Genomic DNA, 25,335 nt, shown 5'->3' with positions numbered 1-25,335 from the left:
TCAGCGTGGCGCGCGCTTGGGCATCATCCGCAACAAGGTGTTATCACCCACCACATAATGGTGATACAGCCCCGCCAGCGCGTGCAGGCCGATCAGCCAATAGCCGATGTTGCCGATCAGTACGTGCCAGTGCTCCACCTGTTTGGCCAGTGCCTTGTCTTCGTGGACCAGCAGCGGCAGATCGAAGCCGTAGAACATCACCTGGTGCCCCTCGGCGCTGGTGATCAGCCAGCCGAGGATCGGCATGCTGATCATGAACAGGTACAACAGCCAGTGCATCACCCGCGCCAGCAGGGTTTGCCACTGCGGCGAGGCCGGGAAGATTTTCGGTGCCGGGCCGATGCTGCGGGCGACCAGGCGAAACCACACCAGCACGAACACGGTCAGGCCGAGCATGTAATGCACTTCGCGAATCAGCGCGCGGCCGCCACTGCCTTTGGGAAAGATCCCGCGCAATTCCATGCTGGCATAGACCAGGATCAACAGGATCAGCATCAGCCAGTGCAGCAGCACGGACACGGTGCTGTAGCGCGATTCGGAACTTGTCCACGGCATACGGTGTTTCCTCACAGATCAGGGTCGCCACGTGCCGTTCTTGTGCGACGGCATGCTTTAACTGTAATCCGCTTTGGCGGATTTGCCTGAGGCTGATCGGAGTTTCAAAGCGCTGACTCAAGGCTGCAGCCATAAAAAAAACGCCAGTGTCGCGAAGACCCTGGCGTTTTTTGTTGTTTTGACAAAAGACGTAATCAGCTCGATTGCGGCATCTCGCCGTTGGCCAGGCGCTTGTTGATGTCGGCAATCACTTCCGGCAGGTCGCTGATGGTGTCGATCATGTAGTGCGGACGGGAACCAGCGAACAATGCGTGGATGCGTTTGCGTTCGCTGGCCAGTTCGTCGCTGCCCAGCGCACGGTAGCCGGCGTAGTCCAGGCCCAGCGCGTTGCCCGAACAGATCAGCGCGACAGTCCACATCCCGGCGCGACGACCTTCGAGAATGCCCGGCACGGTGTCGTCGATCTTCACGCAGGCCGCGACGTCATCGATACCCAGCGCAATCACGTTGGCCAGCGCCTGAGCCGGCCATGGACGGCCATTTGGCACTTCGTCGGTGGCGACCACGTGGTCGGCAACGTAGCCGTTGGTGGCGGCCAGCGCCACGACCTTGTCCATCACCTGTTTCGGGTAACCGGAGCAGGAACCGATCTTGATCCCTTGCTGACGCAGGTGGGCGATAGTTTCCAGTGCGCCGGGAATCAGCGCCGAGTGTTCGGCGATCTTTTCGATCTGCAGCGGCATGAAGCGGTTGTAGATGGCGGTCACGTCATCGTCGGTCGGGGTGCGGCCGAATGCTTTGCGATAGCGCTCGGCGACCTGCGGTTGATCGCACAGGGTGCGGATGTGGTCCCATTTGCCCATGCCCATCGGGCCACGGGCTTCGTCGATGGACACCTGAACGTCGAACTCGGCGAAGGCTTCGACGAAGATCTGCGTTGGCGCGAACGAGCCGAAATCGACCACGGTGCCGGCCCAGTCGAGGATCGCGGCTTGCAGCTTGCTTGGGTTTACGTAGTTCATGGCAATAAGAATCCTGTGTTGGCAATGCAATTCAAAAGGTTCGGCGATCCTGTGGGAGCGGGCTTGCCCGCGATGGGGCCCTTTCAGTCGACATCTATGCTGATGGTCAGACCGCTATCGCGGGCAAGCCCGCTCCCACAGGTATCGTGGTGATTCAGATCTCCAGCACTTCCATTTCGCGCAGCACTTCACCCACCGCCGCCACGGCCTGGCGCATTTCATCCGGGCTGACGTGGCCGATGCAGCCGACGCGGAAGGTTTCCACTTGGGTCAGTTTGCCGGGGTAGAGAATGTAACCCTTGGCCTTGACCCGTTCGTAGAAGTCCTTGAACTGGTAGCGCGGGTCTCGCGGGGCATGGAAGGTGGCGATGATCGGCGCCTGGATCGCCGCCGGCAGGAAGCTGCGCAGGCCGAGTTTGCCCATCTCGTCCATCAGTGCCTGACAGTTGGCGGCGTAGCGCGCATGGCGAGCGGGCAGGCCACCTTCTTCGTTGTATTGCAGCAACGCTTCGTGCAGCGCCGCGACCACGTGGGTCGGCGGGGTGAAGCGCCATTGACCGGTCTTCTGCATATAGGTGTGCTGGTCATACAGGTCCATCGCCAGCGAGTGCGAGTTGCCAGCGGCTGCGGCCAGCGATTCCTTGCGAGCGAACACAAAACCCATCCCCGGCACGCCTTCCAGGCACTTGCCAGAAGCGGCGATCAACGCATCGAACGGGACGTTTTGCGCGTCCACCGGCAGCGCACCGAACGAGCTCATGGCATCGATGATCAGGCGCTTGCCGTGCTGCTGCACGACGTCAGCGATTTCCGGCAGCGGGTTGAGGATGCCGGTGCTGGTTTCGCAGTGGATCAGCGCGACATGGGTGATGTCGCCATCGGCGCGCAGCAGGCGGTCGACGTCGGCTGCGGTGGTCGGTTCGTCTTCGGCGGATTCGAAGGTGCTGAACGAGCGGCCGAGCACTTCGCAGATTTTCGCCAGACGCTTGCCGTAGGCGCCGTTGATCAGCACCAGTACCTTGCCGTCACGTGGCACCAGGGTGCCGATGGCGGCTTCGACGGCAAAGGTGCCGCTGCCCTGCAATGGCACGCAATGGTGAGTGGCGGCGCCGTTGAGGATCGCCAGCAATTGCTCGCAGAGGCTGGCGGTCAGTTGATTGAAGCGGTCATCCCATGACCCCCAGTCGACCAGCATTGCCTGGCGGGTGCGGGCCGAGGTGGTCAACGGGCCGGGAGTGAGCAGGATGGGTGCGGCAGTACTCATTCGTGTGTCCTCGCGATAGCGCTGTGGGATGAAGCTACGGGGCATACGTTGCAATTCGCCGAGTCATCAATCAAATTGTTTGTTGTTATGCCAGCCATCAGTGAGGGTTATCCATGAATCTGTTCCAGCTGCGCGCTTTCGACGCCGTGGCCCGGGAAGGCAGCTTCACCCGCGCCGCCGCGCGCCTGTTCATCAGCCAGCCAGCGGTGACCGGGCACATCAAGGCGCTGGAGGAGCATTACCAGATCACCTTGTTGCGCCGCACCGCGCGCCGGGTCGAGCTGACCGAGGAGGGCACCAAACTGGCGGCGATTACTCGCGCCATGTTCGGCCTGGCCGAAGAAGCGCAGACCCTGCTCGAGGCCAACCGTCAGTTGCTCACCGGGCGTCTGGAAGTGGCGGCGGACGGTCCGCACATGGTCATGCCGATGCTTGCCAGCCTGCGCGCGCGGTATCCGGGGATCACGGTGAATCTGCGTCTGGGCAATGCCCAGGAAACCCTCGCCGCGCTGTTATCGGAACACGCGGACGTGGCGGTGCTGACCGAGGTCGAACCGCGCAAGGGCCTGCATCTGCAAGCCTTGAGCGAATCGCGGATCTGCGCGCTGGTGCCCGCCGGGCATGCGTGGGCGCAGCGTAGCGGCGAGGTGCGGCTCAAGGAGCTGGATCAGGTGATCATGGTGTTGCGCGAGCCGAGTTCGATCACCCGGCGCACCTTCGATCAGGCGTGTGCGCAGGCGGCGGTCAATCCAAGGGTGCTGCTGGAACTCGACAGCCGTGAGGCGGTAACTGAAGCGGTGGCGGCGGAACTGGGGGTGGGCGTGGTGTCGTCGGTGGAGGTCAGTCATGACCCGCGGGTAATGGCGATTCCGATTGTCGGGGACGGGCTGGTGAACCGGCACATGATCGGCTGCATGGAGCGGCGGCGGGAGTTGCGCCTGATTCAGGCGTTCTTCGCTCTGGCGCCGGCCTGATACCCCGTGGTGTCTTCATCGCTGGCAAGCCAGCTCCCACAGAATTTGTGTTGGCCCCCAAATTTGTGTGCGACGCCATACCTGTGGGAGCTGGCTTGCCAGCGATGAGGCCGTCACTGTCTAAGCAAGGCTCTCGCGCACCATATCAAGAAACGTTGCCACCACCCGCCGCGAACTCTGCTCGCGCAAGCACACCAGGGTTTCGGTCAAACGCCGGGTGCAGTCGGTAATCGGCAACGCACACACCCGCGAATCCGCGCCGAACTCCGCCGCCGAAACAACCCCCACACCAATTCCCACCACCACCGCCTCGCGCGCCGCTTCCCGGCCTTCGACCTGAATCGCCGGACGGATGCGAAACCCGGCGCCGGCCATTTCTTCTTCCAGGGTCTGCCGGGTCACCGAGCCGTGCTCGCGCAGCACCAGCGGCGTGTCATCCAGATCCGCCAGGCAGATCGACTCACGCTCGGCCCACGGATGATGGCGCGAAACGAACGCCACCATCGGGTCATTGCGCAGCGGCACGCACAGCAAACGTTCATCGCTGACATCACGCCCGAGCAGCGCCAGATCGGCCTGATAGTTGAACAGGCGAAACAGCGACTCATCGGTGTTGCCGGTCTCGATCTTCACGCTGATCCCCGGGTAGCGCTCGCAGAACCGCGCAATCAGCGGCAGCACGTGTACCGGGGCATCCACCGCCAGAATCAAGCTGCCGGTCTGCAGCGCCTGGGATTCCTGCAGCAGCTCCTGGGCTTCAGCCTCAATCACGAACAGCCGCTGGGTGATCGCCAGCAGGCGCTCGCCCAGATCGGTCAGGCGCACCGAACGCTTGTTGCGATGAAACAGCAACACACCGAAGCGCTCTTCCAGTTTGCGCACTTGGTCGGAAATCGCCGGTTGCGTCAGAAAAAGCCGTTCGGCCGCTTTAGTGAAGCTTCCGTGTACAGCCACGGCGTGAAAGGCTTTGAGCTGGGCGTGGGACACCGACATATAGCCTCCATCAACAAGCTGAGCTTATGTGTGAAATACGATAAATCGATTTTATTTATTAAACAGTAATTGCTTTGATCCGCTCACGCCAGCGCTGACTGCCCGCTCGGGCAGCAACGCTGGCGATGAGCCTGTGCGTGCAATAACAGGACTCATCTGACCGCTATCGCCATAGGGACGGGGCGCTGGCGCAGTGCTCAACAATAAAAAACACAGGCGTTTACTTAACGATTCTGCCGGCACACTCACACCCTGAGGTCAGAACCACAATGAACAAGCACATCGGCACCCTTGCGCGTTGGCGAATGCAGATTTTCGCTATCACCTGGCTCGCGTACGCCGCCTTCTACTTCACCCGCAAAGCGTTTTCCGTGGCCAAACTGGGCATCGCGGAAGACCCGACCTTCATGCTCGACAAGATGGCCATGGCCAACCTTGATGCGATCTATCTGGCGGCCTACGCCATCGGCCAATTCACCTGGGGCATGCTCGCCGACCGCTTCGGCCCAAGGGTCGTGGTGCTCGGCGGGCTGTTGATTTCCGCTGCGGCGGCGTTAGTGATGGGCAGTTTTGCCACGCTACCGATCTTCGCCACTTGCATGCTGATTCAGGGCCTGGCGCAGTCCACCGGCTGGTCGGGATTGTGCAAGAACCTCGGCAGTTTCTTCCCGGCGCAGCAGCGCGGGCGGGTGCTCGGATTGTGGAGCTCCTGCTATGCGTTTGGCGGTCTGGTGGCCTCGCCGTTTGCCGGCTGGTGGGCGTATACGCTGATCGGCACCTGGCACGCGGCGTTCATATCCAGCGCCGCGGTAGTCGCGGCGGTGGCGCTGCTGTTCTTCATTTTTCAGCGCAACAAACCGGAAGACGTCGGCCTGCCGGCCGTGGAGCCGGAGCCGGAACTGAGCGCTGAAGAAACCGAGGCCAACAGCAAGCTCAGCGTCTGGGAGCCGTTGAAGGAAATCCTGCGCAACCGCACGGTGCTGGTGCTGGGTCTGGCGTATTTCATGTTGAAACCGGCGCGTTACGCGATTCTGTTGTGGGGGCCAGTGATTGTCTTCGAGCAGATGCCGAGTGTCGGCAAGGTCGGCGCGGCGATCATTCCCACCTCGTTTGAACTGGCCGGTCTGCTCGGGCCGATCATGATCGGCCTGGCCTCGGACAAGCTGTTCGGCGCCCGGCGCATGCCGGCCTGTGTCCTCAGTCTGCTGGCGCTGACCGTGACCCTGGCGTTGTTCATGGGCGCGTTGCACACCGGCAGCGTGATGTTGGTGGTGGCGCTGCTGTTTGTCATGGGCCTGACCCTGTATGGACCGGATTCGATGATCAGCGGCGCGGCGGCGATTGACTTCGGCAAGGCCAAGGCCGGTGCCACCGCGGCCGGTTTCGTCAACGGTTGTGGCTCGGTTGGCGCGGTGCTCGGCGGATTGCTGCCGGGTTACTTCGATTCGGTGACGGTGTTCATCGTCTTCGCCGGCTGCGCCTTGTTTTCGGCGCTGGTGCTGATTCCGCACTGGAATAGCCGCCCGGTCGGAGTGATGGAACCGCGCGCGTCTGTGCCCAATTGCCCGCTGACCATCAAACCCCTGCGTAACTGAAAACCCTCGCCTCGCGGCCTGCTGCGGTGCTCGCGGCAGGCTGTGTCGTGGCCATCTGACTGGAGAATCCCATGCGACCTTTTTGGCTCGAACAAGCCTTGCAGGCCGACCCATCCCCGACGTGCCCGCCGCTGCAAGGCGAAGTGCGCACTGACGTGTGCATCGTTGGCGGTGGCTACACCGGATTGTGGACGGCGATCATGCTCAAGCAGCAGAACCCTGAACTCGACGTGCTGATGATCGAAGCCGACATCTGCGGCGCCGGTGCCAGTGGGCGCAACGGTGGTTGCGCGTTGTCGTGGTCGGCCAAGTATTTCACCCTCGAGCGCCTGTTCGGTGTCGAGGAGGCGGTGCGCCTGGTCAAGGAATCCGAGCGCAGCATCCACGCCATCGGCGAATTCTGCGAACAGTACGGCGTCGATGCCGATTACCGCCTCGACGGCACGTTGTACACCGCCACCAACAAGGCGCAGGTCGGTTCGACCGACGCCGTGATCGCGGCGCTGGAGCGTAACGGCATCAACTCGTTCACCCAGCGTCCCGTGGCCGACGTACAGCGCATGGCCGGTTCCAGCCAACATCTGGAAGGCCGGTTCTCGCCGGCAGCCGCCAGTGTGCAACCGGGCAAACTGGTGCGCGGCTTGCGCCGGGTGGCGTTGCAACTGGGCGTGAAGATCCACGAAAACACCGCGATGACCGGTCTGGAAGAGCGCCGCCCGGCACGCATTCACACCGCCCATGGTTGCGTGATTGCCGACCGCGTGGTGCTGGCGATGAACGCGTGGATGGCCCGTGCGTTCCCACAATTCGAACGCAGCGTGGCGATCGTTTCCAGCGACATGCTGATCACCGAACCGCGCCCGGATCTGCTGCAGGAGATCGGTTTGACCAGTGGCGTTACTGTGCTCGACTCGCGGATTTTCGTGCACTACTACCACAACACCCCGGATGGCCGGATCATGCTTGGCAAGGGTGGCAACACGTTTGCGTTTGGCGGGCGGATGCTGCCGGTGTTCGATCAGCCATCGCCCTATGCGGATTTGCTCAGGCGCAGCCTTGGGGCGTTTTTTCCGGCGTTTGCCGAGGTCAAGGTGGATGCGACCTGGAACGGGCCGTCGGATCGTTCGGTGACCGGGTTGCCGTTTTTTGGGCAGATGAGTGCCAGTGGCAATGTGTTCTATGGCTTTGGTTATTCCGGCAGTGGCGTCGGGCCGTGTCACATGGGCGGGCAGATTCTTGCCTCGTTGGTGCAGGGGCTCGATAACCCGTGGACCCGTTCGCCCTTGGTGAACGGGCCGTTGGGGTATTTTCCGCCGGAGCCGATTCGGTATCTGGGGTCGTTGATGGTGCGTAATGCGATTCGGCGCAAGGAGCGGGCTGAGGACCATGGGCGGCGGCCGCGGCATCTGGATGTGCGGTTGGCGAAGTTTGCGGCGGCGGCGGGGAAGGCTGACAAGGGGTGATTGGGGGCTGGCGAGCGCTGCGTTCTTTTGGGTTACCGAGTACATATCCGTTTCTGCGGTAACGGCTTCTTATGGTTTCGCTCTTACAGCGACTCACTTTTCCAGACGCCGAAAAGTAAGCAAAAGGCTTGGCCCCGGCGTGCGGCCCTCGCTTAGGCTCGGGTTCCTTCGTTACGGGGTTCATCCGGGGGCATCGCCTACGGTTTGCTTCGCTGCACCTCCTCTCGATGCGTTTGGCTACGCCAAACGGTCGCTGCGCTCCCACCCCCGGATAAACCCCTCCACTCAGCCTGCCGATGGGGCCGGCACGGCAAGATCAAGCGCTGCAGCCGAGCTAACGCTCATCCTGTTGAGTGGTGAAAAGCATGCGGTCAGCCTGGACTGCTTTGCTTTTCTGTGGAAACGAGCCTGCCAGCGAAGGCGGCCTATGGGCCGACCAATTTCCAACAGACCGCACCCAATCCACCTGTGGGAGCTGGCTTGCCAGCGAAGGCGGCCCGACAGCCAACCAGTCTCCAGCTACCAACACCCCATTCCCACTGTGGGAGCGAGCCTGCTCGCGAAGACGGCCTGACAGCCGACCAAATCTCCAACTGAACACACCCAATCCACCTGTGGGAGCTGGCTTGCCAGCGATGGCGGCCTGACAGCCGACCAGTCTCCAGCTGCCAGCACCCATTCCCACTGTGGGAGCGAGCCTGCTCGCGAAGACGGCCTGACAGCGACCAAATCTCCAACTGAACACACCCAATCCACCTGTGGGAGCTGGCTTGCCAGCGATGGCGGCCTGACAGCCGACCAACCTCCCACTGCTCACACCCAATCCAACTGCAGGAGTTAGCCTGCTCGTGATAGCAACCTCCCGGCCAACCACTTTCCGGCAGCTGTACTCAATTCCAATGTCTGCGGTGCTTACGGATCGGCCCCGTGGAGCAGCCAGTCGAGCAACAGGCTGTCGTCGCGCGGGGGTGGCGTTTCGTTCGGTGGCGCCGGGCGTGGATGGGCGAGGCAGAGGATCGGTCGATCAGGGTCGCTGTCGAGGAAGCTCACCCACACCTCACTGCCGGCGCGGGGCAGTTGGTGGGGGGCGAGGCGGCCGGCGCCGGTCAGCGCGATCGGCAGCCACAGGCATGCAGACTCGGCTGTCTGCGTCGGCCACAGGCTGACGCCGATGCGCCCGCGATCATCCAGTGGCGCTGGCTGGCCAGGCGAACCCAGCACTCGTGCCAGGTGATAGCCGCCGATGTTCAGGCGCGGCTGCGCCAAGGGCGGGCGAAAATCGGTCGACCAGGGCAGGGCGGTGAAATCGTTGTGATAGCGATGCGCGTCCGTTGTCGGATCGAGGATCGAGGGGTGCTGGCCTTGATGCTGCAATTCGGTGATCAGCCATTGCTCGTTGAACGCGTTGATCGGATGCTCGCTGATCTGCAGCAGATGTCCGCTGCGCAGTGCGCTGCAATCGCTGCGCCCGCGAATCGTGCGCGACTGGCAGCGCTGACGCTGCAGATGGCGCCGGCTGCGTTGTTCGGTGTGACGCTGCTCGCTCGACAGGTTGAGCGGTGTGAGCGCAGGTACGGGGTGGTTGGCCGCGTCGGCGCTGATGACTGCCTGGCCCCGGTTTCGAATGCCGGGCGCGGCCATGACCGGTGTCGCGTCATGGCGCTGTAACAGCGTGCTGATGCGCGGTGATGGCGTGTCGTCGGTCACGGCAAACGGCACTGCCAGCGGTTCTTGCGGCAGGCTCAGGTTGTCATCGGCAAATACCACCACATGCCCGTCCGGGCGATGTTCGAAGTGATAGTGAATGCCTTCCTGCTCACACAGACGGTGAAGGAAGGCCAGGTCGCTCTCCTCGTATTGCAGGCAAAATTCCCGTGGTGGGTAGTGGCCGACGCTCATTTCGATCCGGTAACTGTCGGCTGGCAGTTCATGCTCTTCGAGCAGTTGCGCAAGGATCGCCGGCACGCTCGCTTGCACGAAGACCCGACGCTGCGGCGACTGTGCCAGACGTTGCAGGTGCGGCACCAGCGTCAATCGGTAGCCAATGCGGTGGCTGGCGCGATGCTCACAACTGACACTGTGGATCAGGCCGTGAATGCTGTGAGCGTCGCCCAGACACAGGAACGCCGGTTGCCGCAGCAGGCTGCCCGGCGCCAAGGCCGGGGCCAGGGCGATCACTTCAATCTCGAAACGAAACGGCTGATTGAGTGCTTCCTTGCCACTGAAACGCAGGACCGGCAGGCACAGTGGGCCGTCGGTCAGGGTCAGGGTAAACGGGCTTTGCTGGTCATTGAGCATTCATACGGGCTCTGTGGGGCAATACGGACGGCAGAGGGTACGAAAACCCGAGCATTAATGGTCGTGGCTGGTGGGCTTTTCAGAATCGCCCTACAAGTCGCGGTGAAGATGTCGATTCAACAAAGAATTTTTTTGGTCGATTGCCGACTTTAGGCCGTATAAACTTGGCGCCACGCGTCGGCCAATAGATGTCTCGGCGCCACAGATCAAGAGAGTGAGTAATGGGCGCACAGTGGAAGGTTAAACACAAAGAAGCGGCAGCCAACGCCAAGGGCAAGATCTTCGGCAAACTGGTGAAAGAAATCACCATCGCTGCCCGCAACGGTGCCGATACCGCCACCAACGCACACCTGCGTCTGGTGGTCGAACAGGCCAAGAAAGCCTCGATGCCCAAGGAAACCCTGGACCGTGCCATCAAGAAAGGCGCTGGCTTGCTGGGCGAAACCGTGCAATACCACCGTGTGACGTACGAAGGTTTCGCACCGCATCAGGTTCCGTTGATCGTCGAGTGCGTGACCGACAACATCAACCGCACCGTCGCGGAAATCCGCGTGGCGTTCCGCAAGGGCCAACTGGGCGCATCCGGTTCGGTGGCCTGGGACTTCAACCACGTCGGCATGATCGAAGCTTCGCCGGACACCCCGGACGCCGACCCGGAAATGGCCGCGATCGAGGCCGGTGCCCAGGACTTTGAGCCGGGTGAAGAGGGCGCGACCCTGTTCCTGACCGATCCGACTGACCTCGATGCCGTCCAGAAAGCCCTGCCTGAGCAAGGTTTCACGGTGTTGTCGGCGAAACTCGGCTACCAGCCGAAGAACCCGGTCAGCGGCCTGAGCGCCGAGCAGATGGCCGAAGTTGAAGCGTTCCTGGAAGGTCTCGACAACCACGATGACGTGCAGGACATGTTTGTCGGTCTGGCGGGCTGATTTGTTACAAAGATAAGCTGTGGCGAGGGAGCTTGCTCCCGCTCGGCTGCGCAGCAGTCGTTGTTTTTGGGACGGCTTTGCCGTCCAGCGGGAGCAAGCTCCCTCGCCACAGGATTTGTGTCAGTCACAGCTTTTCCAGCACCTCGATCACTTCGCCAAACCCCGGCCGCGTCAGCACATCCGGCTGACAGCAACGCTGTTCCAGCGCTTGCAGCACCTCGCGCCGCTCGGCACTCAGCCCTGAGTCGATGCGCGCCAGCAATTCCCCCAGCAAAACCCCGAACGCCCGCACTTCGATGCGTTGCAGCGCCCGGGTTTCCAGATTGTCCGTGGTGGCATGGAACGATGCCGCGCCAAAATCCCCCAGCAAGCAATCGCCCTGATCGTTCAACAGAATGTTGTGGCCGTAGAGGTCGCCGTGGGTGATGCCCTGTTGATGCAAGTGCTCGGCCGCCGAAGCGATGCCCTTGGCAATGTTCAGCGCCACTTCGGCACTGAAGCGGCAATCTTCGGCATACACATCCCGCGAGCAGCTCGCCAGGCTCGGCAATGCCGCCAGATTGCGAAAGCTTGGGTCGATCAGTTGCATCACCAGCCCGTGTTGCCCGTCAGGGTGCCCGTGAACACGGCCTTCCACGCGGATCAGGTTCGGGTGCAGGCCGGCGGTGATGCACGCGTTCATCTCGTGCAGCGGCGAACCGTCGCTGGTCATCTCGCCTTTGTACAGCTTCACCGCGACCGGCACCGACGAGTCTGCGCTACGTTGCCACTGTGCCCGGGAAATAACCCCGGAAGCGCCTTCGCCCAAACGCTGTTGCAGACGCAGCGTCGACCAGTCGATCAGCGGCGTGGCCTCCAGCGCGGCGGCGTCGGCTTCGGTTTCCAGCGGATTGCCGGCATACGCCAGCCAGGTCAGGCTCGGCAGGGTCAGCAGCCACTGCGGCAGTTCACGCAACTGGTTGGCCGCGATGCGGATCAGCTCCAGACGGTGGCACTGGCTCATCGACGTCGGCAGCGCTTGCAGGCGATTGCCGGCCAGCAGCAATTTTTGCAGGTACGGGCGCTCGCCCAGTTCGCTGGGCAGGGTGTCGATGCAGTTGTCGGTCAGGATCAACCAGCGCAGCAGCGGCGGCAATGCAGCGCCCGACACGTGGCGGATGCGATTGGCCTTGAAGCCGATCATCGTCAGCGCTGCACACTGGCCGACGCACTCCGGCACCTCGGTAAAGTGGTTGTCCGAGCAGAACAGAATGCGCATGCGGGTCAGCCGATGCAGGTCGTCCGGCAGGCTGCTCAAGGCGTTGCCGCTGAGGTTGAGCACCTCCAGCGTATCGGCCAGCTCGAAAATTTCCCGGGGGAACTCGGTCAGGCCACAGGACAGGTCCAGCCGGGTAATGCCCGACAACTCGCCGGCGCGCAATTGAGCAAGGGTGTGCATGTGCAGGTTCACTATCAAATGAAGAAGCGCCAGGCGCTCGGAATGGGCGACATGATAACGGCAAAGCCGGGATTTGCACTGAAGAACACTCTGATCCACTGTGGGAGCGAGCTTGCTCGCGAAGGCGTCCTGTCAGTCAGTGATTCGTCACTGACACTCCGCTTTCGCGAGCAAGCTCGCTCCCACAGTGGTAATCGGTGGTGATTAATGGGATCAGTGGATTTCCTGCAACTGCCCCAGACGGCTGCGGGTGCGGGCCAGATCGATGGCGTTGCCGCTCAGGGTCTCGCGCAGCGGCAAGCGGCTGAGCAGGGTCAGGTGTTTGTCCTGGTCGTAGAGCACGTCGATCAGGTTGATGAAGCGCTGTTGCGCGGCGATCGAGCGTTCGTCCAGTTCCGGCAGGTCGTCGATGATCCACTGGTCGAAACGCCGACACAGTTCCAGGTAATCCATCACCGCCGTCGGTTGCTCGCACAAATCGTTGAAACTGAAAGCCACCCGGCGAGCCTCGCACAGGCGCGCCTGAATGTGGCGGCTGCCCACCGGCAGAGCCATGGCTGGCGCATCCTCGGGCGGCAGATTCAGCGCCAGGCGCTGGGTCGCTGTGGCCGGCCACACATAATGGCCTTGAGTGAAGATCTGGTGCGCATGATTGCTCGCCTGACTGCGGTAATCGTGGGGGCCGCCGACCTCCATCACGTGCATGCGTGCGTTGATCAAGTCGATCACTGGTTTGAAACGCGCGTGATAGAGCGGGTTAGGCAGCAAGCCCTCCGGCGGATAATTGGAGGTCACCAGCAACACAATGCCGCGCTGAAACAAGGCCTTGAACAGCCGGGTGATGAGCATGGCATCGCCGATGTCATGCACATGAAATTCGTCGAAACACAGCACCCGGCAGTCGTGTAACAGTTCATCGAGGGTGACGCCGAGAGCATCGTCCTGTTCGCGATGCTCGAACATGCCCTGATGCAATCGGGCGAAGAATTCATGGAAATGCACGCGCTGTTTCTGCGTGGTGGGCAGGGCCTGAAAAAAGCCTTCGAGCAGCCAGCTCTTGCCGCGTCCGACCGCACCATGCAGGTACAGGCTCGGCGGTGTTTGCGGCCTGGCACCGAACAACAGGCTGGCCTGTTGTGCCATGCAATCGATTACCCGCTGCTGGCTGTGGCTGAGGGTGTAACCCTGGCTGTGAGCCTTGTGCCGGAAGTATTCGTGGATCGAGCGGGCAGTGGCGTCATGCCCGGCACTGGCTGGCCGGCCTTTGGCGAACCAACGGCGCAGCGCCGACCAGCGTTGGGTCAGTGGCGATCGTTTGGGCGCTCGAGAGGGCACAGTGCAGTCACTCCGTAGTCATCAGGCCGGCGCCCGGGAGCGCGGCGCCATAGTGTAACCAGAGGCGGCGTCAGGCTCCATGGCGGCTTGTCGCCAATGGGCGATTACTGAACAACATTGTGCGGAACGTACAGCTATTTGCAGCGGTGTAATTCGTTGTATTGCCAACCTTTCGAAACTTATCCCGGAAGATCCATGGATCCAATCGACTGGCGGATTCGTCGACTGTTGCTAACCTGAAACACAGTAACGTCATCCGAATGTTCCCTGCCAAGGAATGGGACCGTGATTGCACGTGTGGTGGTGGGCCTGCTCGGGGTACTTGGGAGCGCGGTATATGCGGCGGATCTTCAGGTTGAAGTCCGCGTTGACGTGATGCGTGGTTGCCAATTGATCGGCCAGCAGCGCGAGGCGGGTATCGAACAACTGGGCGTGCTGGATTTTGGCAGCACCGCGCGCCTCGATGATCCGGCCGGGTCCTTGGGCGCGGCGCTGACCAACCACCGGTTGCCACGCCTGGAGTGCAACCCCGACACACCCTATCAGCTGCGTGTCGACGGTGGCCTGCACGGCGGCGTCGGTGAGGTTCGCTACATGGCGGGAGCGGCCGGGAGCAAGCCTATTCCGTACCACCTGTATCAGGACGCGGCGCGCCGTGTGCCGTTGGTGGTGGACGTACCGGTCAGCGGTCGGGTGCCGGACAGCGGCACCGTGGAGCTGCCGCTGTATGCGCGGATCGAGCGTCTGGCCCAGGTGCCACAGGTCGGGCGTTATTCGGATCTGGTGAAGGTCACCGTGACCTGGTGAGTGCAGGATTTCAGGCAATCCGCTGGAGGCGGGCTGCGCAGGGAAGGGGCGTTCAATGCTGAACGCGGGAGACGCAAGCATCCTGAAGGAGTAGGGACGGACGCAATGACAGGCAAGCACTGGATGGTCATCGCCACGGGTACGCTGCTGTTGCTTGCTGACGACGCACAGGCGGCGATCAGTGGGCAGATCAACGCGCGACTGATCCTGATCGCCGGGTGCGAAGTCACCAACAGCGCCACCCCGGCGATCCCGGTGAGCAATCTGGGCACCCTTGATTTCGGTCAGCAGGGGCCGACCTGGACTTCGCCCATCAAGGCCAGTCTCGACGGCGACAGCAGCGGCAAGCTGAATGTGGCCTGCAATCCCTCGGTCACCGGTTTCACGGTCACCATCGATGGCGGTACCCACGGCGACGGCACCACCCGCCGCCTGAGCAACGGACGCCAGACCCTGCCTTATCAACTGTTCCTGGATGCCTCCGGCAGCCAACGCTACAGCATCGGCCAACAACACAATTTCGCTGTCACCAGCGGTGCGCAGATACCGATTCCGGTCTTTGGCACGGTGGTGGCGAATACCCGCGCGGTACCGGCAGGTGTCTATACCGACACGCTGACGGTGACGCTCGACTGGTAACCCGTAGAGGACGGACACCATGCGCACGTTTGCATCAAGGATAGGTTTGTCGTTGCTCGGCCTGACGCTGGTTTCCAGTGCCCACGCCGCCACCACGGTCACCGGCCAGATCACCGCCAGCCTGACCCTGATCAGCAGTTGTCAGGTCAATGGCGCCGGTGGCTCCACCGGGCTGAACTTCGGTGCACTGAACTTCGGTACTGCCAACAGCCTGTTTACCACTGCCAGCGGGCAGGTGTTGGGCGGTGGCGGCGGGGCGCTGTCGATTCTTTGCTCCAGCGGCACCACGCCGGTGGTCAAGGTGCGCGCCGGTGCCCACGATGGTCAATCGCCGGGCGGTGCACGTGCGTTGTACGACGGTGTCGCCAACTACGTGCCGTACGATTTCTATACCGATGCCGGGCATTCGCAGCTGCTGCCGATTGACGGCACGATCAACCTGGCGACCAGCACCGGCGTGGCGCAGACGGTGAATATTTATGGTCAGGCGGTGGGCAAGGCCGGGTTGCCGGCGGGGACGTACACCGACACCGTCGCTGTCGAACTGACGTTCTGATGCCATGCGCCGTCAGGGCTGTGCTGCGCTGCTCCTGCTCTGTGCGGGCAGTGTGCCGCTGCCGCTGGGGGCCGCCACCAGTCAGAGCTTTCAGGTCAGCGCCACCATCACCCCGGGGTGCCTGGTGGTGGGCGGTGTCTCGAATTACGGTGGGCTGAATTTCGGTACGAGTTCGGCTCTGGGCACCGGCACGGTGCAAGTGGCGCTGACCGGTGGCGTGCAGTTGCAATGCACACCGGGCGTGACGCTGAACATGAGCGTCGATGGCGGCCAGTACAACAGCAGTGGTCGGCATATGCAGCTCAACAGCGGCAGTGCGCGGGTGGCGTACGCGCTGTTTCGCGATGCGGCTTACAGCCAGAGCCTGGGCATCAGTCAGAGCGTGGCGGTGGCTTACAGCGATGCGAACAACATCAGCCTGCCGATTTACGGGCAGGTGCAGTTGCCGGGCAATCAGCCTGGGGGGACGTACAGCGACGTGTTGCAGGTGCAACTGTCGTGGTGAGGCGACGTTTGAATGGCCGACAAGGAGCAGGTTCATGGGGGCAGTGACTTCACGGCATTCGGTTGCGCAGCGCGTGATGCTGGCGCTGGTGATGCTTGGGGCTGGCAATGCGCAGGCCGCCAGTTCGGTGCTGATCTGGCCGATCGATCCGGTGCTGGAGGCCGATCAACAGGCCAGTGCGTTGTGGCTGGAGAACCGCGGCACGGAAACCGCCAACCTGCAGATCCGAGTGTTCGGCTGGAGCCAGAGCGGCTTTGAAGAGCAATACCAGAACCAGCGCGACGTGATCGGCAGCCCGCCGGTGGCGAAGATCGAACCGGGCCAGAAACAACTGGTGCGCCTGACCCGAACCAAGGATGTGCCGCCGGGACAGGAACTGGCTTACCGGATCATCATCGACGAAATACCTGGCGCTCAGCCACCGGCTGCCGAGGGCGGCAAAACGGCGGCGGCGATTCGCTTCCAGATGCGTTATTCGGTGCCGTTGTTTGCCTACGGCGCGGGGCTGTGGAGCAAGGAGGACAGCACGCGGCCGCGCGATCCCAAAGGCGTGGGGCTGCCGCAATTGAGCTGGCGCACGGTGGCGGTCGGCGGCCGGCCGTATGTCGAAGTGCGTAATCAGGGCGCGGTGCATGCGCGGCTGACTGACGTGGCGATCAAACAGGGCGGGCAAAACAAGCCGTTGGCCGAGGGCCTGTTGGGTTACGTGCTGCCGGGGGCGGTGATGCGCTGGCCGGCACCGGGCCCCTTGGCGAGCGAGTCGGCGCTGCAGGTGCGGGTCAATGGCGGGGCGCAGGTGCAGAGCATTGCGCCGGAGCGCTGAAAAAGGAGCCATGCCGAGTGGACTTTTGTGGCGAGGGAGCTTGCTCCCGCTGGGTTGCGAAGCAGCCCCCAAGCCGTGTCAGGTAGTCCGCTCAAACAGTTCTGACGACGGCTGCGCCGCCGAGCGGGAGCAAGCTCCCTCGCCACAATGATTACATCGTGTCGCCAAAATTCCAGAGAAAGATAACTGGCTTTGGCAATAGTGGCATCAGGAGGACTCAGTCCATTGACGGACGTAAAGCGTGTATGAGCTCAGGATGGGCTCGTCGTATTCAGCGTCCGTTGTGGCTGATGACTGGCGCGTGGTGCCTGATGGTCGTGCAACCCAGCGGGGCCGGCGAATTGCCGCCGCCTCCCAGCGGCATGGAGGCCGTCAGTGATGCACAGTTGTTTCTGGAGTTGGTGGTCAATCAGATGAACACCGGGCGGGTGGTGGCGGTACAGCAGCGTGACGGGCATCTGTTTCTGCCGGCCAGCGCATTACGCGAAACCGGGATGAAACTGCCTGACGGTAGTGCTGACGAAGTCGATCTTGACGGCCTGCCGGGACTGCACAGCGAGTACGACAGTGTCGGTCAGCGCCTGCTGCTGGATGTTCCGCCGCAGTGGCTGCCGGACCAGTTCATTGGCAATCGCGAGAACTATCCGCGCACTCCGGCGCTGAGCAGTTTCGGTGCGCTGTTCAATTATGACCTGTACCTCAATGACACCGACGACGCCGGCACCTATCTGGCGGCCTGGAACGAGCTGCGGCTGTTCGACGGCTGGGGCACCCTGTCCAACACCGGGCAGTACCGGCGCACCTTGTCCGGCGATTCGCTCAGTACGCTGGACAACGGCTACCTGCGCTACGACACCACCTGGCGATACTCGGATGACGAGCGAATGCTCACCTACGAAGGCGGCGACGTGATCAGCGGCGCCTTGCCCTGGAGCAACTCGGTGCGTCTGGGCGGTGTGCAGTTCTCGCGGGACTTTGCCGTGCGTCCGGATCTGGTGACCTATCCGTTGCCGCAGTTCGCTGGGGAAGCGGCGGTGCCGTCCTCGGTAGATCTGTTTATCAACGGCTACAAGTCCAGCAGCAACGACCTGCAACCGGGGCCGTATACCCTGACCAACATTCCGTTCATCAACGGCGCCGGTGAGGCGGTGGTGGTGACCACCGATGCGCTGGGGCGGCAGGTCTCGACGACGGTGCCGTTCTATGTCACCAGCAGTTTGCTGCAAAAAGGCCTGAGCGATTTTTCCGTGGCTGCCGGTACGTTGCGCCGCGATTACGGTTTGAAGGACTTCAGCTACGGCACCGGTGTCACCTCCGGCAGCCTGCGCTACGGCGTCAGTGACAGCTTTACCCTGGAAAGCCATGCCGAAGCGGCGGATTCGCTGACCCTCGGCGGCATCGGCGGCAACCTGCGCCTGGGCAATTTCGGCGTGCTCAACAGCGCCATCAGTCAGAGCCGTTTCGAAGGTGAGGGGGGCAACCAGTTCAGCCTCGGTTATCAGTACAGCAGCCAGCGCTACAGTTTTTCCTGGCAACGCTTGCAACGCCGCGACCAATACGCCGACCTGAGTGTGATCGACACGCCTTACATCAGCCTCAGCCGGCGCAGCGAGCAGGCGACCCTGAGTGTCAACCTCGACCGTTGGGGCAGCCTCGGTGCCGGCTATTTCGACGTGCGCGCGGCGGACGATTCGCGCACGCGCCTGCTCAACCTGAGCTGGAGCAAGCCGTTGTGGCGCAACAGCAGTTTCTACCTTTCGGCCAACCGCGAGATCGGCGACAGCCACTGGGCGGTGCAGGCGCAACTGGTGATTCCGTTCGATCTGCGCGGCAGCCTGGCAATCAGCAGCGAGCGCAGCAAGACCGGGCAGAGTCAGCAGCGGGTCAATTACAGTCGTTCGGTGCCGACCGAGGGCGGGGTCGGTTTCAATCTGGGCTACGCCGAGGGTGATGGCCCCGATTATCGTCAGGCCGACCTGACCTGGCGCCTGCAATCGGTGCAATTGCAGGCCGGGGTCTACGGCACTTCAGACGCCGAAACCCGTTGGGCCGATGCCAGTGGCTCGCTGGTGTGGATGGATCGCCAGGCGTTCGCGGCCAATCGTATCGACGATGCGTTTGTGGTGGTCAGTACCGACGGCTTTGCCGACATTCCAGTGCGCTACGAAAACCAGCAGGTCGGGCAAACCGACAAGAACGGCCATCTGCTGGTGCCTTGGAGCAGCGCCTATTACCGCGGCAAATATGAAATCGATCCGCTGAACCTGCCCGCCAACGTGCGCAGCCCCAACGTCGAGCAGCGCATCGCCGTGCGCCGGGGCAGCGGGTATTTGCTGGAGTTTCCACTGAGTCGGGTGATCGCTGCGAGTATCGTGCTGGTGGACGCGCAGCAACGTGAACTGCCATTGGGCGCGGGCGTGTTGCACGAGCAAAGCGGGGCGCGCACGGTGGTTGGCTGGGATGGCCTGGTCTACCTGGAAAACCTGCAGGCACAGAACTCGTTGTTGGTGACGCTGGCAGACGGCAAGACCTGCAAGACGCGATTCGACGTGGATATGCAGCAAAGCCAGGTGCCGCTGATCGGCCCGTTGGTGTGTCAATGAGCGCGGCGCGGATTTGCCTGTGTCTGGCGCTGTTGCTGCCTGGGGCGGCACAGGCCTTGTGTTCGGTGGTCAGTACCACTGCGGCGGCGTTCGGTTCGATCAGTTCGATTGCCGTGCGCACCACGACGCAGCCCAGTTCCACGCTCAACGCCGGGTTGAGTTGTACGGGTTCGCTGCTGACCCTGCTGACCAGCAATGATCACTTTTACGCCACCATTACCTCGACCCAGAGCGGCTTGCTCGGGCCAACCGGCGATGTCATCGGCTACACGATCTACGCCAATAACAGCACCAGCTACCCGGTGACCCGTGGCACCGCCTTCGACTTCGCCCGCAATGGCATCATCGACGCCTTGGGGCTGCTCAACGGCACCACCCCGAAAACCGTGCCGCTGTACCTGAGCACGACCATTGGCAGCAACGTTGCCGCCGGGGTCTACACGGAAACCCTGAGTATTTTCTGGAACTGGAATTACTGCTCCGGGATCGGTGCCGGCAGTATTTGCCTGGGGCGCGACATCAACAGCGGTACGGCGACGTTGACGGTGAACCTGACCGTGTCCAACGACTGCACGATTACCGCGCCAAACATTGCCTTTGGCAGCGCGCCGGTGATCAGCGCCTTTACTCCGGTGACCGGGCAGACGATCAATCTGGCCTGCACCAAGGGCAGCGCCTACACCGTCGGTTTGAGCGACGGGCAGAACCCGGTCAGTGTCGGCGGTCGACGGCGGATGATTTCCGGGAGCAATTATCTGGCCTACGACATCTTCAAAAGCGCCGGGACTACTCGTTGGGGCAGTGTCGGCAGTGCGCGCCGGTCGAGCACTGACGCCGAGGTCAATCCAGGAAATGGTCTGGGCACCGGGAGCCAGATCTTCAATTACAACGCGAAAATCTACACCGACCAGACCACGCCGCCGGCGGGGACGTATCTGGACAATGTGGTGCTGGACGTGGGTTTCTGACCCATGCGATGACCCCCTGTGGGAGCGAGCTTGCTCGCGAAAGCGGTAGATCAGCCACCATGATTGTTGAATGGCACACCGTATTCGCGAGCAAGCTCGCTCCCACAGGGGATTTGTGGGCTCTCAGAATTGCAGTGATTGTCTCAATTGCTGCGCCGCCGGCGAGTCTGTCGGGCTGACCATCGCATAGTTGTACCCGCCGCCGGACCAGTAATCGGCCTGCAGATCGCCGTCGCTGCGGCTGCCGCGTGGCAGGAAGGTGTTTTTCGGCCCCGGTGGCCGCACGTAGAAACTGACCTTGTGACCGCTGCGATCCTCATACATCACCATCGCCGCCGGACCTTCGTCGGTGCTGAGCAGACGGCCGCTGACCGGTTCGAAGCCGGCGGATTTCAGATCCGGCAAGCGACTGGCCTGAGTGAAATACCGATCGAGCCAATGCTGCATGTCGCCGTCACTGTCGACTTTATAGTCCGCCGGCAATATTCCCTGCTGTGCAATCAGTCGATAGGCCTGCAAGGCATCGGTCATTGGCAGCACAGAGGCGCGCGCGAGGGTCATTTCCCGCGCCTGCCAGCCACTGAAACCACCGAGGCCGACCGCGATCAGCAACACTGCCGCGCTGGCCAGATGACGCCGTGATTGACGCTTGAGACGCTGGCGAATCTGCGCCGGATCCAACTGCGGATTCGTCGGTTGCTGCAACGCACCGCCCAGCGCAGCGCGCAATTGTTGGGCATCCTGCTGCCAGGCGCGAACCTGTGCGGCGGTGTCCGGATGATTGGCCAGCCAGGTGTCGAGGATGCGCCGATCGGCCTCGCTGAGTTGATGATCGACGTACGCGTGCAGGTCGCGTTCGCTGGGGGGCATGCTGATCATTTGAGTATCCGCAAGGAAGGGCTGCTGATTTCGCCTTCGCTGAGCTGGCGCAAGGCCTGACGAGCGCGGGACAGACGCGACATCACTGTGCCGCTGGGGACGTTAAGGATTTGCGCGACTTCCTTGTAGCTCAAGCCTTCCACCGAAACCATCAACAGCAGGGCTCGCTGTTCAGCAGGCAGGCGATCGAAGGCTTGCAGGGTCGATTGGGCGATCACCGTGCGCTCGGTCGAGGGCTCGGCGTCATCGCGACCGGTGAAGAATTCGAGCATCCGCGCATAACGACGGGAGCGCCGATGGGCGTCGAGAAACTGCCGATAGAGGATTGCGAACAGCCATGCACGCACGTCACCCTCGGCGCGTTTGCTGCTCCAGCCGGACAAGGCCCGTTCAAGGCTGGCCTGCACCAGATCGTCGGCGCTGGCGCCATTGTGCGTCAGAGACAGGGCGAAGCGCCTCAGACGGGGAATCAACTCACGCAGGTGTTCGTCGAGTGTGTTCATGGAAAGCGGCATGCCTGGAGTAGAAACGGCGGTATTGATTAGCAAGACGCCGCTTGCTGCAGGTTATTCCATGAATCTGCGTGAAAGTTTTTTTTCTTAATTGAGTAGGAAAGTTCGTCGCGTTTTGTAGTCAGCGTAATAATGTTGCATGTCCCGGCTCAACGGGTTCGACATGCGCAGGCAGGCAACCTCGCCGAATGCGCTTTGTCGCCCGATGAGATCAAGGGGGACCTTTTTTATGCAAGCTTTCGCAATTTCCAACCAGCCGCAATCCCGTGCGGGAATTGATAGTTCATGGCGACGTTTTGGGTGTGGCCCGAAAGCCACACCGGCATTTGCTCTGATTCACCACGCCATTGAGGCGCAAGCGGTGCGCATGCCCGAGGGCATCGCGGCTCACTGTCGGGGCGAGACAATCACCTATGGCGAATTGAACCGGCAGGCCAATCGCCTCGCCAGGCATCTGCTTGAGCAAGGGGTGGCCGCTGGCGATCATGTCGCGCTGTTTGTCGAGCGCTCGATTCCTATGCTGGTGGGGATGCTGGCAACACTGAAAATCGGCGCTGCCTACATTCCTCAGCATGTGGGGATCACACCGACGCACCAGTTGCAGCACATCATGAAGGTCGCCCGCACGCGCATCGTACTGACGCTCTCGGAGCTGGCGTGCGCAATCCCGCTGACGGCACTGCAGCACTGCATACACCTCGATACCTTTATCAAGACGCCGTCATCGCAAGCTGATGAGCACAACCCCGCCGGTCAACAGATTTCGGCCGATTCGCTGTGCTTCGTGCTGTTCACCTCGGGCACGACCGGCGTACCCAATGGCGTACGTGTCACGCAACGTAATGTCTGCAATATTCTGCTGACCGCCCCGGGCAACCTCGGTATAGAGCCGGGATGCAAGGTCGGACAAATCCTCAACATTGCCTTCGACATGGCGGCTTGGGAGATTTTCGGGTGTCTGGCCCATGGCGCAACGTTGCTGATTCGCGGCAAGAACATCGCCGCGACAGCCGAGCAGTGTGATGTGCTGATCGCCACGCCGTCGATTCTTGCCACGCTGGAGCCGGAACGTTGCACCCGCGTGAGGGTGGTGGCGCTGGCGGGTGAGCCTTGTCCGCAACCTCTGGCAGATCGCTGGGCGTCGTTTTGCCAGTTCTATAACGCCTGCGGGCCGACCGAAACCACCATCGTCAACACCATGCAGCGCTACCGGCAACCAGGCGCCTTGACCATTGGCAAGCCGACGCCGAACAACACCGTGTATGTGCTGGATGAGGCAGGGCAGTTATGCGCGCCCGGTGAGCCGGGCGAAATGTGGGCGGGCGGGGATTGTGTGACGGCAGGTTATCTGGGCAATCCGCAATTGACCGCTGAACGCTATCGCGCTGACCCCTTTCTCGGTGAAGGCCGCATGATGTTCCGCACCCGAGACCTGGGCCGCTGGACGCAGGACGGTGAGTTGGAGCACCTGGGACGGATCGATGATCAGGTCAAGATTCGCGGTTTCCGTGTGGAACTTGACTCGGTTTCCACTGCGCTTGAGGCATCCCCGAGCTGCGAGCGGGCGGTTACGTTGAAACTCGACAATCGCAACCTGGTGGCGTTTGTCTATCCGCGCACCACGGACATCGTCGCTGCCCGCCATTGCTGCGAACAGCGCTTGGCCTATTACTGCGTGCCGACTCTCATTCTGGCGGTGGACAACATTCCGCTCACTTCCCGAGGCAAAGTCGACAAGCGTCTGTTACTCGAATGGGCCATGGCGCATCAACTGCAGCAGAGCAACGCTCAGGAGGCGGGGCAATGAGTCGGCTGGATGCGGGCCTGGTCTTGCCCCCCCGGCGGGCACTTTGGCGGCGGTTGGGCTCGCTGCCGGTGTTTTCCCACTACAACCGTTTGTTTGCGCTGGTGCTGATCGTCAATGTCGCAGCGTTGGGCCATGGTCTGACCGCTGGGCAATGGTGGACAGGCGACAGTCTCGCATTGCCGACGCTGTCTGGCTGGGTCACGGCGAATCTGTCATTGGCGATTCTGGTTCGCCAGCAGTACCTGATCAATCTGCTGTTCTGGCTCGCAACCCGCGTCCCGACGAGTTGGCCGCTGGCAATTCGGCGCTCGCTGGCCAAGGTTTATCATTTTGGTGGTCTGCACAGCGGTGGTGCGGTTGCCGCGATCGTCTGGTTTGCGCTGTTGATGGCGGTGATGCTCCAGGATCGATTCGCGGGGCCGGGTACCGTCTCGATGACGCTGTTGGCTGTCAGTGGCAGCCTGCTCGGCGTGCTGTTGTTGATGGTGATCATGGCACTGCCGCGCATTCGCTCGACGTTCCATAACGCGTTTGAACGAACCCATCGTTTTGGCGGCTGGACGGCACTCGGGCTGTTCTGGGTGATGACACTGATCGCCGCCCGTGATCAGAACCCGAAGGCGAGCCTGCTGCAGATGCTCGGCGACTCGACCTCGTTCTGGATGCTGCTATTACTGACTTTCAGCATCGTCCTGCCGTGGCTGCGCCTGCGCAGGGTGCCGATGACACAGGTAAAGCCGTCGTCGCATGTGCTGATTGCAGGGTTCGAGCATCTGACGCCGTTCGCCGGATCGTCCACGGCCATCAGCCTCAATCCGCTGTGGGAATGGCATTCATTTGCCAATATTCCTGCGCCGGGCCAGCCTGGTTTTCGCTTGATCATTTCCCGCGCGGGCGACTGGACGGGGCGCTTGATTGATCAGCCATCGACTCATGTCTGGGTCAAGGGCATCACTACCGCAGGTGTTGCCCACATTGAAACGCTGTTCAAGTCGGTGGTGTATGTCGCGACCGGCAGTGGCATCGGTCCGGTGTTGCCGCACCTGCTGGCACAACAAGTGCCGATCCACCTGATCTGGTCAACCCGCAGCCCGCGCAAGACCTATGGCGATGAACTGGTGGACGAAATTCTTCGGGCGCAACCCGGTGCGCATATCTGGGATACCGACCTATCGGGTAAGCCGGATCTGGTGGCGTTGGCCTACGCGGCCGTCCAGGCAACCGGTGCCGAGGCGGTGATCTGCATTTCCAATCAGACACTGACTGAACGTGTTGTCGAGGAAATGGAGGCGCGAGGCATTGCGGCCTACGGCGCCCTCTGGGACTCCTGACGACCGCGCCTGTGACGTACTGAAATTTTCCCTTGTTTGAAG

Annotated in this window: 22 protein-coding genes; 13 read left to right on the top strand and 9 right to left on the bottom strand. The window is 62.0% G+C overall.

Annotated features, from left to right (window positions below; genetic code table 11):
- The 3 genes from L6D63_RS18445 to L6D63_RS18435 all read right to left on the bottom strand — a co-directional run bounded on the left by L6D63_RS18445 (position 1) and on the right by L6D63_RS18435 (position 2,841).
- Positions 1 to 555, bottom strand: a complete 555-nt coding sequence (locus tag L6D63_RS18445; RefSeq protein ID WP_047291600.1) for a cytochrome b — start codon at positions 553 to 555, stop codon at positions 1 to 3.
- Positions 556 to 749: 194 nt separating this feature from the next.
- Positions 750 to 1,577: a phosphonoacetaldehyde hydrolase gene (gene phnX, locus L6D63_RS18440; protein ID WP_047291602.1), complete on the bottom strand. Its 828-nt coding sequence runs from the start codon at positions 1,575 to 1,577 to the stop codon at positions 750 to 752.
- A gap of 154 nt (positions 1,578 to 1,731) precedes the next feature.
- The gene (locus L6D63_RS18435) at positions 1,732 to 2,841 is read right to left on the bottom strand and encodes a 2-aminoethylphosphonate--pyruvate transaminase (RefSeq protein ID WP_047291604.1); all 1,110 of its coding nucleotides are present in this window, start codon (positions 2,839 to 2,841) and stop codon (positions 1,732 to 1,734) included.
- Between the two features lie 113 nt (positions 2,842 to 2,954).
- On the opposite strand from L6D63_RS18435, the gene L6D63_RS18430 reads away from it, so the two are divergent.
- Positions 2,955 to 3,815, top strand: a complete 861-nt coding sequence (locus tag L6D63_RS18430) for a LysR substrate-binding domain-containing protein (protein ID WP_131670117.1) — start codon at positions 2,955 to 2,957, stop codon at positions 3,813 to 3,815.
- A gap of 120 nt (positions 3,816 to 3,935) precedes the next feature.
- Here the strand turns inward: L6D63_RS18430 and L6D63_RS18425 are convergent, their stop codons facing one another.
- Positions 3,936 to 4,808 (bottom strand): LysR family transcriptional regulator, encoded by an 873-nt coding sequence (locus L6D63_RS18425; protein ID WP_041073893.1) that lies wholly within the window; start codon positions 4,806 to 4,808, stop codon positions 3,936 to 3,938.
- Between the two features lie 269 nt (positions 4,809 to 5,077).
- Between L6D63_RS18425 and L6D63_RS18420 the strand changes: the two genes are divergently transcribed.
- Both L6D63_RS18420 and L6D63_RS18415 read left to right on the top strand, forming a co-directional pair.
- Complete coding sequence (locus tag L6D63_RS18420; RefSeq protein ID WP_047291611.1) at positions 5,078 to 6,403, top strand: MFS transporter; 1,326 nt, start codon at positions 5,078 to 5,080, stop codon at positions 6,401 to 6,403.
- A gap of 71 nt (positions 6,404 to 6,474) precedes the next feature.
- Entirely contained in the window at positions 6,475 to 7,866 is a 1,392-nt protein-coding gene (locus L6D63_RS18415) for an FAD-dependent oxidoreductase (RefSeq protein ID WP_131670118.1), read from the top strand.
- Positions 7,867 to 8,778: 912 nt separating this feature from the next.
- On the opposite strand, the gene L6D63_RS18410 is transcribed toward L6D63_RS18415, so the two are convergent.
- Complete coding sequence (locus L6D63_RS18410) at positions 8,779 to 10,164, bottom strand: type VI secretion system Vgr family protein (RefSeq protein ID WP_131670120.1); 1,386 nt, start codon at positions 10,162 to 10,164, stop codon at positions 8,779 to 8,781.
- A 221-nt stretch (positions 10,165 to 10,385) separates the two neighbouring features.
- On the opposite strand from L6D63_RS18410, the gene L6D63_RS18405 reads away from it, so the two are divergent.
- On the top strand, positions 10,386 to 11,090 hold the full coding sequence (locus L6D63_RS18405) for a YebC/PmpR family DNA-binding transcriptional regulator (protein ID WP_027614601.1): 705 nt from the start codon (positions 10,386 to 10,388) through the stop codon (positions 11,088 to 11,090).
- A gap of 124 nt (positions 11,091 to 11,214) precedes the next feature.
- Here the strand turns inward: L6D63_RS18405 and L6D63_RS18400 are convergent, their stop codons facing one another.
- Together L6D63_RS18400 and zapE are read right to left on the bottom strand one after the other, a co-directional pair.
- The gene (locus L6D63_RS18400; protein ID WP_131670121.1) at positions 11,215 to 12,528 is read right to left on the bottom strand and encodes a leucine-rich repeat-containing protein kinase family protein; all 1,314 of its coding nucleotides are present in this window, start codon (positions 12,526 to 12,528) and stop codon (positions 11,215 to 11,217) included.
- Between the two features lie 213 nt (positions 12,529 to 12,741).
- The gene (gene zapE, locus L6D63_RS18395; RefSeq protein ID WP_131670122.1) at positions 12,742 to 13,863 is read right to left on the bottom strand and encodes a cell division protein ZapE; all 1,122 of its coding nucleotides are present in this window, start codon (positions 13,861 to 13,863) and stop codon (positions 12,742 to 12,744) included.
- 285 nt (positions 13,864 to 14,148) lie between these two features.
- Here zapE and L6D63_RS18390 point away from each other — a divergent pair, with 285 nt between their 5' ends.
- The 7 genes from L6D63_RS18390 to L6D63_RS18360 all read left to right on the top strand — a co-directional run bounded on the left by L6D63_RS18390 (position 14,149) and on the right by L6D63_RS18360 (position 20,764).
- Positions 14,149 to 14,670 (top strand): Csu type fimbrial protein, encoded by a 522-nt coding sequence (locus L6D63_RS18390; RefSeq protein ID WP_131670123.1) that lies wholly within the window; start codon positions 14,149 to 14,151, stop codon positions 14,668 to 14,670.
- 105 nt (positions 14,671 to 14,775) lie between these two features.
- Positions 14,776 to 15,309: a Csu type fimbrial protein gene (locus tag L6D63_RS18385; protein WP_041068745.1), complete on the top strand. Its 534-nt coding sequence runs from the start codon at positions 14,776 to 14,778 to the stop codon at positions 15,307 to 15,309.
- Between the two features lie 19 nt (positions 15,310 to 15,328).
- Positions 15,329 to 15,865 carry a Csu type fimbrial protein gene (locus L6D63_RS18380; RefSeq protein WP_007961145.1) on the top strand — a complete coding sequence of 179 codons (537 nt, stop codon included), beginning with the start codon at positions 15,329 to 15,331 and terminating at the stop codon, positions 15,863 to 15,865.
- A gap of 4 nt (positions 15,866 to 15,869) precedes the next feature.
- Entirely contained in the window at positions 15,870 to 16,370 is a 501-nt protein-coding gene (locus L6D63_RS18375; RefSeq protein ID WP_041068749.1) for a Csu type fimbrial protein, read from the top strand.
- Between the two features lie 34 nt (positions 16,371 to 16,404).
- A complete protein-coding gene (locus tag L6D63_RS18370) occupies positions 16,405 to 17,193 on the top strand; it encodes a fimbrial biogenesis chaperone (RefSeq protein ID WP_131670124.1) in 789 nt (262 codons plus the stop codon).
- Between the two features lie 245 nt (positions 17,194 to 17,438).
- Positions 17,439 to 19,796 (top strand): fimbria/pilus outer membrane usher protein, encoded by a 2,358-nt coding sequence (locus tag L6D63_RS18365; RefSeq protein ID WP_131670514.1) that lies wholly within the window; start codon positions 17,439 to 17,441, stop codon positions 19,794 to 19,796.
- A complete protein-coding gene (locus L6D63_RS18360) occupies positions 19,793 to 20,764 on the top strand; it encodes a Csu type fimbrial protein (protein WP_108182290.1) in 972 nt (323 codons plus the stop codon). The genes L6D63_RS18365 and L6D63_RS18360 overlap by 4 nt, the downstream gene beginning before the upstream one ends.
- Before the next feature lie 123 nt (positions 20,765 to 20,887).
- Here the strand turns inward: L6D63_RS18360 and L6D63_RS18355 are convergent, their stop codons facing one another.
- Positions 20,888 to 21,643 (bottom strand): anti-sigma factor family protein, encoded by a 756-nt coding sequence (locus L6D63_RS18355; protein WP_047291633.1) that lies wholly within the window; start codon positions 21,641 to 21,643, stop codon positions 20,888 to 20,890.
- Positions 21,640 to 22,146 carry an RNA polymerase sigma factor gene (locus tag L6D63_RS18350; protein WP_047291635.1) on the bottom strand — a complete coding sequence of 169 codons (507 nt, stop codon included), beginning with the start codon at positions 22,144 to 22,146 and terminating at the stop codon, positions 21,640 to 21,642. Before L6D63_RS18350 ends, L6D63_RS18355 begins: the two co-directional genes overlap by 4 nt.
- Before the next feature lie 238 nt (positions 22,147 to 22,384).
- Here L6D63_RS18350 and L6D63_RS18345 point away from each other — a divergent pair, with 238 nt between their 5' ends.
- Both L6D63_RS18345 and L6D63_RS18340 read left to right on the top strand, forming a co-directional pair.
- Positions 22,385 to 23,962: an amino acid adenylation domain-containing protein gene (locus L6D63_RS18345; RefSeq protein WP_131670125.1), complete on the top strand. Its 1,578-nt coding sequence runs from the start codon at positions 22,385 to 22,387 to the stop codon at positions 23,960 to 23,962.
- Entirely contained in the window at positions 23,959 to 25,293 is a 1,335-nt protein-coding gene (locus L6D63_RS18340) for a ferredoxin reductase domain-containing protein (RefSeq protein ID WP_047291640.1), read from the top strand. The genes L6D63_RS18345 and L6D63_RS18340 overlap by 4 nt, the downstream gene beginning before the upstream one ends.
- Positions 25,294 to 25,335: the final 42 nt, after the last annotated feature.

It is taken from the genome of Pseudomonas parakoreensis, assembly GCF_021602155.1.
GTDB classification, from domain to species: domain Bacteria; phylum Pseudomonadota; class Gammaproteobacteria; order Pseudomonadales; family Pseudomonadaceae; genus Aquipseudomonas; species Aquipseudomonas parakoreensis.
This window is presented reverse-complemented; position numbering and strand designations above follow the sequence as displayed.